Below are 14,235 nucleotides of genomic sequence, written 5' to 3' on the forward strand. Positions count from 1 at the left end.
TCGATTAATGGTAATTAGCGGTTAGCAGAAGGCAGTTGGTTAGCTGACTGCACTTTAACAGACTCACCTGGGTCACGGTGCAACCACACGTCCATTTGTTCGAAGGCCACCCGTACCCCTGCTTCACGGAACAGCTCGTCAACTCGACAATTAACTTCGTCAGCAGCAAACAGGCGGTCAAGCAAATCGTTAACGAAAATACGCACCTCAAAATTCAAGCTGTGCGGACCGTAATTCAGACAGAAAACCTGAGGCTCTGGATCTTCTAGCACGCGAGGGTTTTCATCCGCAGCTTGACGCAGTAGTGCGTGCACTAAAGGCAAATCAGAGCCATGAGCAACCCCATAAGTTAGCACCACGCGGGTCACATTATCTGACAACGACCAATTGATGAGCTGATCCGTTACAAACGTTTTATTTGGAATGATGATTTCTTTTCGGTCAAAGTCAGTCACGGTAGTGGCCCGTATGCGAATTCGGCTCACCGTGCCATGAAGATTACCGAGCGTGATAGTGTCGCCAATGCGAATTGGGCGTTCAAATAGAATAATCAAGCCGGAAATAAAGTTGGCAAATATCTCTTGAAGCCCAAAGCCTAAGCCGACACTTAGTGCAGCCACCAGCCACTGCAATTTATTCCACGAAACGCCCAGCGTCGCCAACGCCATCACAACCCCCGTACCCACAATGGTATAAGAGAGTAGTGAACTGATGGCATAAGCGCTGCCCTGCTTTAATGACAGGCGTGAAAGCACCATCACTTCCAACAAACCAGGCAAGTTACGCGCCATAATAAAGGTAATAGCAACTACCAGCAGCGCCGTAAATACATCGGAAAGCGATAGCGCGTCACCGACTAAATCACCCTCTTCCGCATCCCATATGGCTACTTGATCCAAATACCCCAACACTGCCAGCAGGTCTGACCACACAAGATACAGCAGGGCACTGAAGCCGATTAACAAAATCAACTTTGATAAGCGTAAGGATTGCGAGTTGATCTTTTCCATATCTAAAGGTGGCTCTTCAACGACCTCCAACCCACCTTCTGCACCCTCTTGCACTTGAGCACGACGCCTGGCAAGCGCACGTCGATACGCTAACCGGCGGGCCGCCACTGCTAGGCTACGAACAACGGTAGCCTCAACCACGACCCACAAGCCCAACAGGTAAAGCGTTATCGCAAAGCGAGCCACCAGTTGCAAAGCCGTATACTCATAGCCCCAGAGCACCAGCCCTAGCAGCACAAGCGGTACCGACGCCATGGCAAGCCCTAACACCAACCGAAAGAGTCGCACACCGAAAAACGGTACATGAGCTAGGATTAACAGTGCCAGCCACCAGCTCATGGCTATTAAACCTGCGGCAAAGAGACCGATCGCCACCGGGCGTAACGCTAGCGGTGTTTCCATTTGCCCTGAAAGCGCAGCAATAGCAACCACCGGAACTAACGCTACCCCCAATCCACCCAGCAGTTTACGCAACCGCGATGTATAAGCTGGCGCCCAAGTAAAATGACGCTCTGCAACACCATCGTGGACAAGAAGACGACGCCCTAAAGCCACAACCGCCCAGCTTAGCGCCAGCTGCATTAGCGCGGGTGAAACGCTACTTGCTAATGCTCCTTCAGCTTCACTTAGAGCAACACCAATCCCTGCCAAACCCAGTGGGCCTGGCGATGCCAATAGCACGTTTAAAAGCACAGCCTTTGTTGTATGTAACTGAGTATCACTTTTCAGCCGGCCTATTTGTGAATGAATTAGCTCAAGCCGTGACTTAATCCGTCGGCGCAGCCCAATCAGCATTACGCCAAGTAAAACAACCGGCGCGCCACTTAGCATTTGCCAGGAGAAGCCTTGCCATTGAGAGGGCAAAATTGCCCGCCACTCACCTTCTCGCCACTCCAGTTGAAGGTTATGGGGAATTTGTCGTAACCAATTGAAATCCAGAGGACGGCTATTCGCTACCCAGAATAGCTGCTCATCGATAGTTGCCCGTAAATCTCGCGTTGTTGTTAATAACTGTTGTTGATTTAGCTGTAGCTCAATCGCGGCACTGAGCAGACTGCCATAGGACTGTTCAAGCTGCTCTACTAATTCACGGCGCGACTGATAAAGCCGCGTCAGGGAGTCCACTAGCCCTGGCGTGACATCTACCCCTGCTTCCTGCAAGCGCTGAGCCGCCAAACGATCGCTTTGGCGTAGCTGATCACGCTGTCGAATCAAGTCAAATTGCTTGAGACGCAGATCGGCAATCTCATCCTGCAAATTACGCTTTGGCGCAACCAGAGGTAATGACTGTCGCTGCTCCCTTAGAATACGTGATAACAGCTGGCTACCACGAATAGCGTCAATTTGCTCATTAAGGCTGCGCTGAAGTTGCCGCACATGATCTAACTGGCGCTGGGCCTCAATATTTTCACGTATAATGCCATTCGCTCGATCCGTGGCCCGCAGCAATTCAAGACTCAGTGCTTGGTTAGTTTGCTGGGCATTGAGCACCACTGGATGCCCTTCTGCGATCAGCGGATCATTTTTTGCTGCATCCGCAATGGCCTGCTCAGAAAGCAGCCGCCGCTGGCGGTCAATGACACCTTGCAATAAGTTAAGCTGCTGTTCCTGCTGATCTATTTGTAGTTCAATAAGCTCCCGCCGCTCTTGTGCCAGCTCACGTAACCGACTATTAGCACTCAGTTCGCGTTGATTGAGGCTAACCTCCTGCTCAGCAAGGGCACGCTCAATGCGCCACTGAATTAATTGTGCATCGTTGCGCGCTGACAGCTGCCGATCGCCTAGCAGCGCTTCTCGCTCATCCGCTTGGCGCCGTAAACTTTCAGCGCGTTGCAGCGCATCTGAAATGGCTTGCTGAGCACGCTCAGGCAGCGTTTGTGCTGCCAATAGCTGCGAGTTAACTTCAGCCAATTGGCTTTGCAACTGCTGAAGCTCTACCACAGCTTCTGCTTGCTGTGCTTCTAGCTCCTCCAGCGGCATGTCACTAAGGTTACCTAGCGACAACTGCTGGCTTTCCTCTTCAGCGGCATTTAGCTCGCGTTCTAGGCGGAGCAGTATTTCAGGTGCCTGAGCAACCCGCTCTTCTAACGCGCTAAGGCGTTCTTCAACCGCGTGGAGACGCTCGTAGCTTTGTAATGCAGCAGACAAGGCTTCTTTAACCTGGTTCTGCTCTGTGGTCAGCTCACTTTCTTGAGACTCAAGCTCAGCTAATCGTTCAGATAACTGTGCCTCAGAGGGGACTTGCTCAAGCAGCGGTGTTTGCGCGTATCCGGCACCAGTAAATATTAACAATAAATAAACACAGAAAAGCTTAGAGAGGTGCTTAGAAAAGTGCTTAGAGAAGTGCTTAGAGAGTACCTTCAGCGCGTTTATAACCACGTTACCTATGCCTCATCGACATGAATACTACCCCAACTAAGAAGCCTAACCACGAAGACCATTTGTAAGGTGATCATTGTCAGGCGTTCTGGCGTCTTACGCAATCTAACGCGCTTGCTGAACAGGATATATTGACTTACACGATGGGCGTGTTAGAAGAGACTGTGATAATTGCCTTCTATTTTTTTGCGAGCCATGTTGATGGTCATTCGAAAACTGCTGTTAGCTAGTTTAATTGTACTGCTAGGCACTGAAAATGCCTTTGCAGAGTCACGCGAGGAAATTGAAGCGCGCATCCGCGCACTCAATACCGAGCTTTATCAGCTGCGCCAGCAGCTACAACACGTTGAAGAACCAACAGCAAACGAGTTCACTTTCCGCCCCCAGCTACTTCCCGAAGAAGAGGCACTTGAGGACCTCAGTGATCGCCGTCAGCTAGAGCAGGAATCATCACGCAACCCGTTTGCGATTACGACTCACCGTACCAACTATCTTTTGCCCGTTAGCTATAACACCAATCAGAATACCGAAAACTTTCGCAGCATTTCTGAAGACTCCGCACCTAATGATGTCGAAGTGAAATTTCAGTTTAGTGCCAAGTTCAACCTAGCTCAGGATGTGTTTGGTGATATTGGCGACGTCTATTTTGCTTACACACAGCGTAGCTGGTGGCAAGCCTATAACACCGATGCCTCCTCCCCCTTCCGGGAAACCAATTACGAACCTGAAATTTTTATTGATTTTGATAACGCGTGGAGCGCGTTGGGCTGGGTCAATACACGTAATCGCTTGTCCTTTATCCATCAATCCAATGGCCGTTCAGACCCGCTTTCACGCAGCTGGAATAGAGTCTATTTGGAAAGTACGTTTCAGCGCGGTGATTGGGCACTTTCATTAGCGCCACATTGGCGTGTCCCTGAGTCTGAAAGCGACGATGACAACCCAGACATTGATCGCTTTGTTGGCTATGGCGACCTACGTTTGGCAAAACGACTTAATCGTAACCACGAAGTAGCTGGACAACTGCGTGGCAACCCGAGCGCTGGCAATTACGGCACCCAGATAGACTACAGCTGGCCTGCGTTCAACAATGTCCGTGCTCATGTGCAGTATTACTACGGTTATGGAGAAAGCATGATTGATTACAACAATCGCGTCCATCGCCTTAGCATCGGCTTTAGTTTGAATCCCTTGTTCAGTGCTACTGGGCTGAACCGTTAGCGCTTGAGGTTGTCTTATAGTTAACGGCTGCTATGCTTGAGCTGTACTTATTTATATTCACTCGTCAAAGGATGACATCATGGCCAAACGTAATACTGATACTTCTGCTCGTGCTGACCAGTTGAAGGAAGACCTCCGCCACCTGAGTGAAACTGTCGAAGAGTTGATGAACGCTACGTCCAAAGATGCCAGTGGCGAAATGCGCGACCTTCGAGAGCGTGCTGAAAAGCGCTTGAAAGATACACGAGCGCGCCTAGAAGCACGTGGTGAACGACTTTATGAGGACACCCGTGAAACATTATCTCAGCAAGTTGACTGCTGTGATCGTTACGTACATGAAAACCCATGGGCTAGCATTGGTATTGGTGCTGCCGCGGGCTTAGTAGTGGGTATGCTTCTCGGTCGTCGCTAATGGCGTTAGGGCCTACACAACGCGTCTTCTCTGCTGCCAAACGCCTGCTGAAATCATTAATTGCCAATGGTGAAACTCGGCTCCGTTTGGCGGTTCTAGAATTAGAAGAAGAACGTGCTCGTTTACTCACCCTGCTCTTGCTGGCAGGGGCTAGCTTATTGTTACTGCTATTAGGCGTCGCGACACTCACTGCGCTGGTGGTAGTGCTGTTTTGGGACACCTATCGGCTTACTGCGATCGGCGTTAGCGCAGGCGTGCTTATTGCCATCAGTTTTTTGTTGGCAGTAGCAGCCATGCGTCAAGCGAAGCAGCATACGCTACTAAAAGAAACACTTAAGCAACTTGCCGCTGACCGTGCTCTGCTGGAGGTTAATGAGGATGACTCGTCCCAACACCGTCAATAAACCTCTTAGCCGAGCAGAACGTAAAGCTTTGCTGTTAGCTGAATTAGAACAGCAACGTATCGATATTTTAGTGGATAGCGATACGCTGACGAACGCTGCTTCACCCTTAGACAGTAACTGGCGTAGGCTCAAGCTGCCCTTGTATATAATCGGTGGCGTTGCTGCCGTGCGTATTTTTCGCCATCCTGGTGGCGCAATGGCCGTTGGCAGAAAAGCCCTAGCAAGCTATATGCTGATACGTAAGCTGAAGTTATTAGCCAAAGTGGCGAGCTAGCTATTTACTGTCAACACATTCCGCTACTAGCTCGTTGAAAGGTGTTAAGCTGGGCCGTTTTATAAGCGTTTTTTAATACGCTATTCAGTCACGGCCCAGTTTTCTTTGCTTATTAGCATGATTGCCCACAAGCGACACCGCTCGCCCAAGCCCACTGAAAGTTATATCCTCCCAGCTCCCCCGTTACATCTAGCACTTCACCGATAAACCTAAGTTGTGGAAGGTCTTTTACTTCAAACGTTTTTGATGAAATGGTTTCCGTGCTTACCCCTCCCATGGTCACCTCTGCTGTACGCCACCCTTCCGTGCCGGATGGTTTTAACTGCCATCGGTTTAATCGCTGTGCCCAACTATCAAGCGCATCGTTGCTGTACTCTGCTAAAGGGTTGGCAAGATTGGCATCCGGGTACCATTCCAACAGCGCTTGTGCAAAACGCTTTGGAAAACGCTCCCCCAGCCAAGTGGACAGCTGACGTTTAGGCGCCGTACGGCGTGCGTAGCGTAATGCGTCAGCCGCCTCTTCACTGGGCAGTAAATTAATATCGATAGCATCGCCTGGTTCCCAAACGCTGGAAATTTGCAGCATCGAAGGGCCTGACAAACCACGATGAGTAAATAGCATTGGTTCATTAAAGCGTCTTCCGTTACAGCTAACCTCGCACGGCACACTAACGCCAGAAAGGATTGCCGCTCGCTCTTTCCAACTATCGCTCAAGGTAAACGGCACCAATCCAGGGCGAGTAGGCAAAATCTCTAATCCAAACTGACGGGCGATCTCATAACCGAACCCTGTCGCCCCCATCGTGGGTATCGACAACCCCCCGGTAGCTACCACTACCGTACCCGCATCAATACTTCCCATCGAGCTAGTTAAGCGCATGCTATCCCCAACCCTTTCTACTTTAGAGATTGAGGTACTAAGCGACACTTTAACGCCTGCCCATTCACATTCGGTGAGGAGGACGCGAACTATTTCTTTAGCAGAGTTCTCACAAAAAAGCTGCCCTGGGGCTTTTTCCACATACTCGACGCCATGTCGCTCCACCAGCGATACAAAATGCTCAGGGCGATAACGTTTTAATGCGGAAATGCAAAAATAGGGGTTTGAAGAGTAAAAGTGCTGAGGCGTGGTATCCAGATTGGTAAAATTACAGCGACCGCCCCCAGACATCAAAATTTTCTTGCCTGGCTTATTGGCATGATCCACGACCAGCACACGACGCCCTGAATACCCTGCTTGAGCAGCACACATTAAACCAGCGGCACCTGCACCAATAACGACGACGTCGTAGACCATATATTAGGCTCCCAGGTTAAAAAAGAGAGGCATCTTAACAGGTAAATAGCGCTCAATTGCTGTACATTAAAAAGTAGATGTACAGATAACGTACATTTATTTAAGAAAATAGCATCGCCTGCCCTTTTACGCTCTGACGCGGCAGAGTTCTAAGTGATACTACTACGCACTTTTGATAATGCTGAGACGCCTATGTTTGTTTGTAAACGTATCTTTTCTGTTTTGTTAGTTACCTTGTTAGGGACTAGCCCTTTATTGGCACAATCCCCCCCCAGCGTTATCGGTCACTACGCCGCCATAACCACCTGGTCTGATCCACTTGAAGCGTTAGGCACTCTAAATGCTGATGAAAGCGTGACACTTTCCGCTACGGTGACTGACACGATTGCTGAAATAAATTTTGAAGATGGTGAGCAAGTAGAACGCGGAAGGCTGTTAATTCGTCTGGAAGATGCTGAAGAGCAGGCTCAATTAAGGGCTGCCCAAGCGCTTAATGATGAACGTCGCAATGCATTGGGCCGAGCAACCCAACTGCAACAACGTAACCTTGCCCCTCGTGCTGATGTAGAAGATACCCAGGCTCGTTTACGCCAATCGCAAGCCGACGCACAAGCGTTAGAAGCCAGATTGTCAAATTATCGCTTACATGCCCCGTTTAGCGGGCGTGTTGGCTTTCGCAACGTTAGTGTCGGTGCGTTAGTGACACCCGGTATGGCGCTTGTCACACTTGATAAATTAGATGTCATGAAACTCGACTTTACAGTGCCTGAAGTATTTTTGGGACGTTTGTCCACTGGCCTCAAGCTAAGTGCTACGACGGCAGCATTCCCTGAAGAAATCTTTAGCGGTGAAATTTCCAGCATTGGCACTCGTATTGATCCCATAACCCGCAGCGTTAGCGTTCGTGCTGAAATGGTAAATCCAGGGCTTCGTCTGCGGCCTGGTATGTTAATGGAAGTCGTGGTTCAACAGCGTGTTCGCGATACGCTTGTTCTACCTGAAGCAGCGATCGAACCCAGTGGCAACCGTCACTTTGTTATGTTAATCGAGCGACCTGACGATGTGCCCCGGCTAGAGCGTCGAGAAGTCATGATCGGTGAGCGAAGAAGCGGTGACGTAGAAATACTTGAGGGTATTAGCGCAGGCGATTTGATAGTGATTCATGGGTTACAGCTCGCTCGAGATGGTCAAGAAGTCCGTTTATTAGGCATCGCCGATGAAGAAACGGGTATTCGCTCGCTGTTAGAGGCTGACCGCTAATGCGTTTATCCGACATTTCAGTTCAACGCCCAGTGCTGGCAATGGTGATTGCTGCTCTGATTATCGCGTTTGGTTTACTGGCACTGAACCGGCTGCCGCTACAAGAATATCCAACGGTTGATCCTCCCATCGTTAGTATTGATACCCGTTACCCTGGCGCATCAGCAAGCGTTGTGGAAACACGCATTACTCAAGTGTTAGAGGACCGTATTGCCGGGGTAGAAGGCATTGAGTTGATTACTTCGCAAAGCGAGGATGGTCGTTCGCGAATTGAAATTGAATTCGCTATCACTATGGATATCAACGCTGCTGCCAATGATATCCGCGACCGTATCTCAGGGGCGCTGCGCAACCTGCCAGATGATGCTGATAACCCTGAAGTCACCAAAGCTGACAGTAGCGAAACGATTGTTATTTGGCTCAGTCTCTCCGGAGCGGATTACTCCATTACCGAACTGACAGATTATGCAAATCGCTTTCTGGTAGACAGCCTATCGGTGCAGCCCGGCGTGGCAAGGGTACGTGTCGGCGGCGGACGTGATTACGCAATGCGCGTTTGGCTGGACCGCAACGCGCTAGCAGCTCGAGGACTGACCGTAGGAGATATCGAAGATGCTCTACGTGCTGAAAATGTTGAGCTACCCGCAGGGTCAATTGAGTCTGAAGATCGCCAATTTATCGTACGTTTGCCACGTAGCTTTGCGACCGCTGATGATTTTCAGCAGATTGCGTTAAATGAGGGTGCCGATGGCTACCTAGTACGATTGGGCGATGTCGCTCGCGTCGAGATAGGCTCGGTAGAGGATCGGTCTGTATTTCGTGCCAATGGAGTCCCTATGGTGGGATTGGGCATGATCATGCAATCAACCGCAAATGTAGTGGAGTTATCTGAAGCTGTACAACAAGAGCTTGAACGGCTCCAAGGTACGTTGCCTGAAGGCATGTCATTAAGTCTCAACTTCGATGCCTCAGTGTTTGTTTCCGGTGCCATCGAGCAGGTAGTAATGACGCTGTTTATCGCCATGGGCCTGGTCGTTGTGGTGATGTTTATGTTCTTAGGAAATCTACGCACCACGTTGGTCCCTGCCGTGACAGTGCCTATTGCTGTCATTGGGGCTTTTACCGCCCTGGCCGCCATGAATTTTTCGATTAATCTACTCACGCTATTGGCGTTGGTGCTGGCGATTGGACTGATTGTTGATGATGCCATTGTAGTGCTTGAAAACATCAATCGGCGGATGCACGACTATGGAGAAACTCCCCTAGTCGCCGCATTTAGAGGCACACGCCAGATCGCCTTCGCGGTTATCGCTACCACGCTAGTTCTAGTGGCCGTTTTTGTCCCCCTCAGCATGCTGCAGGGGGATATTGGTCGGCTATTTTCAGAGTTCGCACTTACCATGGCGGCAGCGGTTGTTGTCTCAACACTGTTAGCCCTTACCCTTACGCCAATGATGGCTTCTAAAATACTCAAGCCAGGCATGCACGATAGCCGCATTGGTAAAGCCGTTCAGTGGTTGCTAGCGGGCACCCAGCGTCGGTACCAGCGCGCATTAGAAATCGTACTAACCCTTAAGTGGCTAGTCGTCGCACTATTTTTCCTATTAATAGCAGCCACTGCTTGGCTAGCAACCGAGCTGCCTAATGAATATACCCCACAAGAAGATCGTGGCAATTTCATTGTTCTTGTCAACGGTCCTGAAGGTGCAACATTCGACTACATGATGGACTACATGGATGAAATAGAGACTAGGCTGACCCCCTTTGTAGAAAGTGGTGAGCTTGAACGAATCGTGGTTCGTGCACCACGCGGTTTCGGTAATATCGAAAATTTTAACAGCGGTTTTATTATCGTTAACATGGCCGACTGGGGCAGCCGACGTAGCGCTTGGGAAATCATGGCCGATATTCGCCAACAACTACGTTCGCTACCGGGTGTCCAAGCCTTTCCCGTTATGCGTCAAGGCTTTGGACAACGCACACAAAAACCTGTGCAATTCGTACTTGGAGGTGGCACTTACGAAGATTTAGCACGCTGGCGAGACACATTGATTACCCACGTTCGTGAAAACAACCCACGCATTACCGCGATCGAAAGTAATTACGATGAAACACAACCTCAGTTACGCGTAGATATCAACTACGAACGCGCTGCAGCGTTAGGCGTTACTGTCACTGAAATAGGCCGCACGCTTGAAGTACTGCTAGGAGGGCGTAACGTTACTCGCTACGTGGATGACGGCGAGGAGTATGATGTCATTCTTGAGGGCGACCGCAGTGGCCAAAACAGCCCAAGTGCGCTGAACAACATTCAAGTGCGCTCAGCGCGTTCAGGAGAACTGATTCCACTGGCAAGCCTAGTAAGCCTGTCTGACTTCGCTGGTGCTAGCACATTGAATCGCTTTGATCGTGTTCGCGCCATTACCATTGAAGCCAACTTAGCGGATGGTTACCCACTAGGTGAAGCGCTTGAGTACTTACAGCAAGCTTCTGACAGCGTACTGCCTGAAGAGGTACAAACAAATCTTGCAGGCCCTTCCCGCGACTTTCAACAGGCCAGTGGTGCCACTATGTTCTTATTGGTGCTCGGTGCTGTGGTGGTTTTTCTGGTACTCGCTGCTCAGTTTGAAAGCTTAATTCACCCCTTTGTCATTATGCTAACTGTTCCACTCGCCATGAGTGGTGCGTTGCTTGCGCTGTTGCTTAGCGGACAGTCACTTAATATATATAGTCAGGTAGGCTTAGTACTGCTCATTGGCCTTGCCGCTAAAAATGGCATCTTAATTGTTGAGTTTGCCAACCAGCTACGCGATGAAGGACAGGCGTTTCGCTCTGCCTTAATTGAGGCATCAGTAACACGCCTAAGGCCAATCCTAATGACAGCGGTAACCACCATGGCAGGCGCAATACCGCTGATATTATCAAGCGGCCCAGGCGCAGAATCACGGTTGGTTATCGGCACAGTTATTATGGCAGGTGTCGGCTCTGCGACTGTGTTTACTCTGTTTGTAGTCCCCGTCGCTTATGACCTTCTTGCACGCTACTCAGGCTCTCCAGGGGCAGTTAAACGCCAGCTAGAAGAAGAGATAGCCAGCGCCCCCACTGCTCATCATAGGCCGCTTGATACTCCCGAGCGTTAACGCAAGACCATGCCAAGATGGCAAGCTCCCTCGCCTACCCTCAACACACAAAAGGCGCCACACAGGCGCCTTTTTAGATCATGAAGATAAGCTAACTGACGTATTAGTCACAGTCACCAATACGCTCACCCTCAATGACGGTCTTCATGCTCAGCTCACCCATTGGCGACTGTGTGAATATATCCACATTGCCTTCAATCTGCTCACCCATAAAACGCATTTCGCCATCGATAGTCGCTTCACCGCCATCGGCACGGCATACCATGCTGTAGGAAAGACCATCGGCATTCATATCCTGGTTGAGCAGCTCGCAGCCCTCTTCCTCTTCAATGAAGCCAAACTCAGCGCTGTCTAGCTCTTCTTGGGTGATGCACTGACGCTCGGTCTCTGTTTGATCTGGGATTTGCATGTCGCCACTCATGCTGGTCACGCTGACAAACTCCCACTCGCCAGGCGTGACGTTAGGGGTTTCTGCCTGAGCAACCATCGGGAAGGCCAAAAAGGCCGCTACTGCCATGTATCGTTTCATCATCGCACTCATCTCTAGGTGGCTTTAAGGAATACGTTATTATCCTACCTGATTCATTACTCACATGCCCTACCGAGCAGGCACACTGCTACACTATTACCTTATGACTTATTATTGTCGGGAAAGTTATTCTCAGGCCCCGAATACTCGTCACTGCACGCTGCCAACCGCCACGCCCAGGACAATGGCGCTTGAACCAACCCATTACTATTTCACTTCAGCGCTTTTCACAGACTGAACCTTTCATAGACACAGACTGAACCTTTCATAGACTAAGCATTAACGATCACATCAAGGGGAAATAGCCATGCAAGATGACGCGCTTGTAAATCATGACTTTTACTGCCCCTACTGCGACACACCCCTGACGTTTGTGATTGACACCTCTCAAGGTAGTCATGACACGTGGGAAGACTGTCATCAATGCTGCGCACCGATTCAATTACACATTATTGTTTCGCTGATGACCGGTGAGCTAGAAGCAGTACTCACCGGTCGAGACGACGATGTGCTTTAGTTTGAATACTCTAACGCTAGTACCTAAGCGCTATCGGCTTGGCGCAGTAGCGCTTTACGTTTTGCTTCACCACGGCGCATGAAGTACCACGCAATAAATGTCGCAAGCGATACCGCCAGAATAATCAGTGTTGCCAGCGCATTGATCTTAGGCGATACCCCCATGCGCACCGATGAAAACACCACCATTGGTAACGTATTCGCTCCTGGGCCTGACACAAAGCTGGCAATTACTAGATCATCTAATGAAAGGGTAAATGCCAATAACCATCCTGCTGCTAATGCAGGTGAAATAACCGGCAGCGTAATAAAGAAGAAAGTCTTCACCGGCGGCGAGCCTAAGTCCATAGCGGCTTCTTCAATTGAGCGATCAATTTCACGCAACCGCGCTGCCACAACCACCGCCACATAAGCACTACAAAACGTCGTATGCGCGATCCAGATAGTCGCCATACCGCGATCCGCCGGCCAGCCAATCAATTGTGCCATCTGCACGAATAACAATAATAGCGATAGCCCCGTAATAACTTCCGGCATTACAAGCGGCGCAGTCACCATACTCGACAGTGCCGTCTTTCCCCTGAAACGGCCATAACGCGTCATTACAAACGCGGCTACCGTCCCCAAACATACCGCCATACTGGCCGCGAAGAAGGCAATTTTTAGGCTCGTCCATACGGCAGAAAGGATCTGCTTATCACGGAATAATTCGCCATACCATTGCGTGGAAAACCCAGCCCATACCGTCACTAACCGTGAGGAATTGAAGGAGTAAACCACTAACACAACCATCGGCAAATAGAGAAACAACAGGCCCAACACTAACATCACGGAAGAGAAGCTTGGGCGTCGACGCAGTCTCATCATTATTCAAGCTCCCGTGATTGATAGCGATGGAACCAAACAATGGGAATTAACAATAGCAATAGCATCACCATGGCTAACGCCGAAGCCACAGGCCAATCGCGATTTAAGAAGAACTCTTCCCACAGCACTTTGCCGATCATCAACGTATCGGGCCCCCCTAGCAGCTCAGGGATAACAAACTCTCCCACTGCAGGAATAAACACCAGCATAGAGCCTGCAATAATTCCGCCCATAGAGAGAGGCAGTGTGACCTTAATAAAGGTATTCAACTTACGCGACCCTAAATCAGAAGCGGCTTCTAACAGTGAGTTATCCAACCGCGTTAGATGGGCATAAAGCGGTAGTACCATAAACGGCAAGTAGGCATACACAATGCCGATGATGACAGCAAACTGGGTATTCATCATGCGTAATGGTGAATCGATCACCCCTATTCCCATTAATAGGTTATTAATCAATCCGCTATTACTTAAAATACCCATCCATGCATAGACGCGAATCAAAAACGAGGTCCACGACGGCAGCATCACTAACAGCAACAAAATAAGCTGCCAGCGCCCAGGAGCACGCGCCATCGCGTACGCCATTGGGTAACCAATCAGCAAACAGGCGACTGTTGCTACAAACGCGGTTTTTATCGACCCCCAGTAGGCCGCCACATAGAGAGAATCTGACAACAAAAACAGATAGTTGCCCAGATTCAAAAAGATATTGAGCGTTTGGTCAGCATACTCAACAATCGGCCCATAGGGAGGGATAGCAATTGCCGCTTCTGAAAGGCTTATCTTGAGGACTAGCGCAAACGGCAGTAAAAAGAACAGCGTAAGCCACAAAAGAGGCAGCGCGATAACGGCGCGGCGTCCTAGTTGCAGCCGCTTTACGAAGCCTGTAATGCGAGCTGGCATCATGATAGGCGATCTCCTGTC

12 protein-coding genes are annotated in these 14,235 nt (G+C 49.9%); 7 read left to right on the top strand and 5 right to left on the bottom strand.

What is annotated here, in order from left to right; translation table 11 throughout:
- Positions 1–14 precede the first annotated feature (14 nt).
- Positions 15–3,302 (bottom strand): mechanosensitive channel MscK, encoded by a 3,288-nt coding sequence (mscK, locus tag M0220_RS02025; protein ID WP_264019190.1) that lies wholly within the window; start codon positions 3,300–3,302, stop codon positions 15–17.
- A 288-nt stretch (positions 3,303–3,590) separates the two neighbouring features.
- On the opposite strand from mscK, the gene M0220_RS02030 reads away from it, so the two are divergent.
- From M0220_RS02030 to M0220_RS02045, 4 genes are all read left to right on the top strand, one after another.
- Positions 3,591–4,610, top strand: a complete 1,020-nt coding sequence (locus tag M0220_RS02030; protein ID WP_030070258.1) for a phospholipase A — start codon at positions 3,591–3,593, stop codon at positions 4,608–4,610.
- A 79-nt stretch (positions 4,611–4,689) separates the two neighbouring features.
- Entirely contained in the window at positions 4,690–5,022 is a 333-nt protein-coding gene (locus M0220_RS02035) for a DUF883 family protein (RefSeq protein WP_030070257.1), read from the top strand.
- On the top strand, positions 5,022–5,426 hold the full coding sequence (locus tag M0220_RS02040; RefSeq protein ID WP_030070256.1) for a phage holin family protein: 405 nt from the start codon (positions 5,022–5,024) through the stop codon (positions 5,424–5,426). The genes M0220_RS02035 and M0220_RS02040 overlap by 1 nt, the downstream gene beginning before the upstream one ends.
- Positions 5,401–5,700: a YqjK-like family protein gene (locus M0220_RS02045; RefSeq protein WP_264018547.1), complete on the top strand. Its 300-nt coding sequence runs from the start codon at positions 5,401–5,403 to the stop codon at positions 5,698–5,700. Before M0220_RS02040 ends, M0220_RS02045 begins: the two co-directional genes overlap by 26 nt.
- Before the next feature lie 112 nt (positions 5,701–5,812).
- Here the strand turns inward: M0220_RS02045 and M0220_RS02050 are convergent, their stop codons facing one another.
- Positions 5,813–6,997, bottom strand: a complete 1,185-nt coding sequence (locus M0220_RS02050; RefSeq protein WP_030070254.1) for a BaiN/RdsA family NAD(P)/FAD-dependent oxidoreductase — start codon at positions 6,995–6,997, stop codon at positions 5,813–5,815.
- A gap of 192 nt (positions 6,998–7,189) precedes the next feature.
- Between M0220_RS02050 and M0220_RS02055 the strand changes: the two genes are divergently transcribed.
- Both M0220_RS02055 and M0220_RS02060 read left to right on the top strand, forming a co-directional pair.
- Positions 7,190–8,257: an efflux RND transporter periplasmic adaptor subunit gene (locus tag M0220_RS02055; RefSeq protein ID WP_264018548.1), complete on the top strand. Its 1,068-nt coding sequence runs from the start codon at positions 7,190–7,192 to the stop codon at positions 8,255–8,257.
- Positions 8,257–11,397, top strand: a complete 3,141-nt coding sequence (locus M0220_RS02060) for an efflux RND transporter permease subunit (protein ID WP_264018549.1) — start codon at positions 8,257–8,259, stop codon at positions 11,395–11,397. The genes M0220_RS02055 and M0220_RS02060 overlap by 1 nt, the downstream gene beginning before the upstream one ends.
- A gap of 103 nt (positions 11,398–11,500) precedes the next feature.
- Here M0220_RS02060 and M0220_RS02065 read toward each other — a convergent pair whose 3' ends face one another.
- Positions 11,501–11,929, bottom strand: coding sequence for a DUF3617 domain-containing protein (locus tag M0220_RS02065; RefSeq protein WP_030070251.1), 429 nt, complete (start codon positions 11,927–11,929; stop codon positions 11,501–11,503).
- Positions 11,930–12,233: 304 nt separating this feature from the next.
- On the opposite strand from M0220_RS02065, the gene M0220_RS02070 reads away from it, so the two are divergent.
- On the top strand, positions 12,234–12,443 hold the full coding sequence (locus M0220_RS02070) for a CPXCG motif-containing cysteine-rich protein (RefSeq protein ID WP_264018550.1): 210 nt from the start codon (positions 12,234–12,236) through the stop codon (positions 12,441–12,443).
- A gap of 23 nt (positions 12,444–12,466) precedes the next feature.
- Here M0220_RS02070 and M0220_RS02075 read toward each other — a convergent pair whose 3' ends face one another.
- Positions 12,467–13,309: an ABC transporter permease subunit gene (locus tag M0220_RS02075; RefSeq protein WP_264018551.1), complete on the bottom strand. Its 843-nt coding sequence runs from the start codon at positions 13,307–13,309 to the stop codon at positions 12,467–12,469.
- Positions 13,309–14,217 (bottom strand): ABC transporter permease subunit, encoded by a 909-nt coding sequence (locus M0220_RS02080; RefSeq protein WP_264018552.1) that lies wholly within the window; start codon positions 14,215–14,217, stop codon positions 13,309–13,311. The genes M0220_RS02075 and M0220_RS02080 overlap by 1 nt, the downstream gene beginning before the upstream one ends.
- Positions 14,218–14,235: the final 18 nt, after the last annotated feature.

The organism is Halomonas qinghailakensis (genome assembly GCF_025820815.1).
Classification (GTDB): domain Bacteria; phylum Pseudomonadota; class Gammaproteobacteria; order Pseudomonadales; family Halomonadaceae; genus Vreelandella; species Vreelandella qaidamensis.

Bases quoted from the DNA above. Each gene is read 5' to 3' on its own strand.
- M0220_RS02050 (WP_030070254.1), bottom strand. From the start codon at position 6,997: ATGGTCTACGACGTCGTCGTTATTGGTGCAGGTGCCGCTGGTTTAATG.
- M0220_RS02075 (WP_264018551.1), bottom strand. From the start codon at position 13,309: ATGATGAGACTGCGTCGACGCCCAAGCTTCTCTTCCGTGATGTTAGTG.
- M0220_RS02030 (WP_030070258.1), top strand. From the start codon at position 3,591: ATGGTCATTCGAAAACTGCTGTTAGCTAGTTTAATTGTACTGCTAGGC.
- M0220_RS02060 (WP_264018549.1), top strand. From the start codon at position 8,257: ATGCGTTTATCCGACATTTCAGTTCAACGCCCAGTGCTGGCAATGGTG.
- M0220_RS02045 (WP_264018547.1), top strand. From the start codon at position 5,401: ATGACTCGTCCCAACACCGTCAATAAACCTCTTAGCCGAGCAGAACGT.
- M0220_RS02035 (WP_030070257.1), top strand. From the start codon at position 4,690: ATGGCCAAACGTAATACTGATACTTCTGCTCGTGCTGACCAGTTGAAG.
- M0220_RS02055 (WP_264018548.1), top strand. From the start codon at position 7,190: ATGTTTGTTTGTAAACGTATCTTTTCTGTTTTGTTAGTTACCTTGTTA.
- M0220_RS02070 (WP_264018550.1), top strand. From the start codon at position 12,234: ATGCAAGATGACGCGCTTGTAAATCATGACTTTTACTGCCCCTACTGC.
- M0220_RS02040 (WP_030070256.1), top strand. From the start codon at position 5,022: ATGGCGTTAGGGCCTACACAACGCGTCTTCTCTGCTGCCAAACGCCTG.
- M0220_RS02065 (WP_030070251.1), bottom strand. From the start codon at position 11,929: ATGATGAAACGATACATGGCAGTAGCGGCCTTTTTGGCCTTCCCGATG.
- M0220_RS02080 (WP_264018552.1), bottom strand. From the start codon at position 14,217: ATGATGCCAGCTCGCATTACAGGCTTCGTAAAGCGGCTGCAACTAGGA.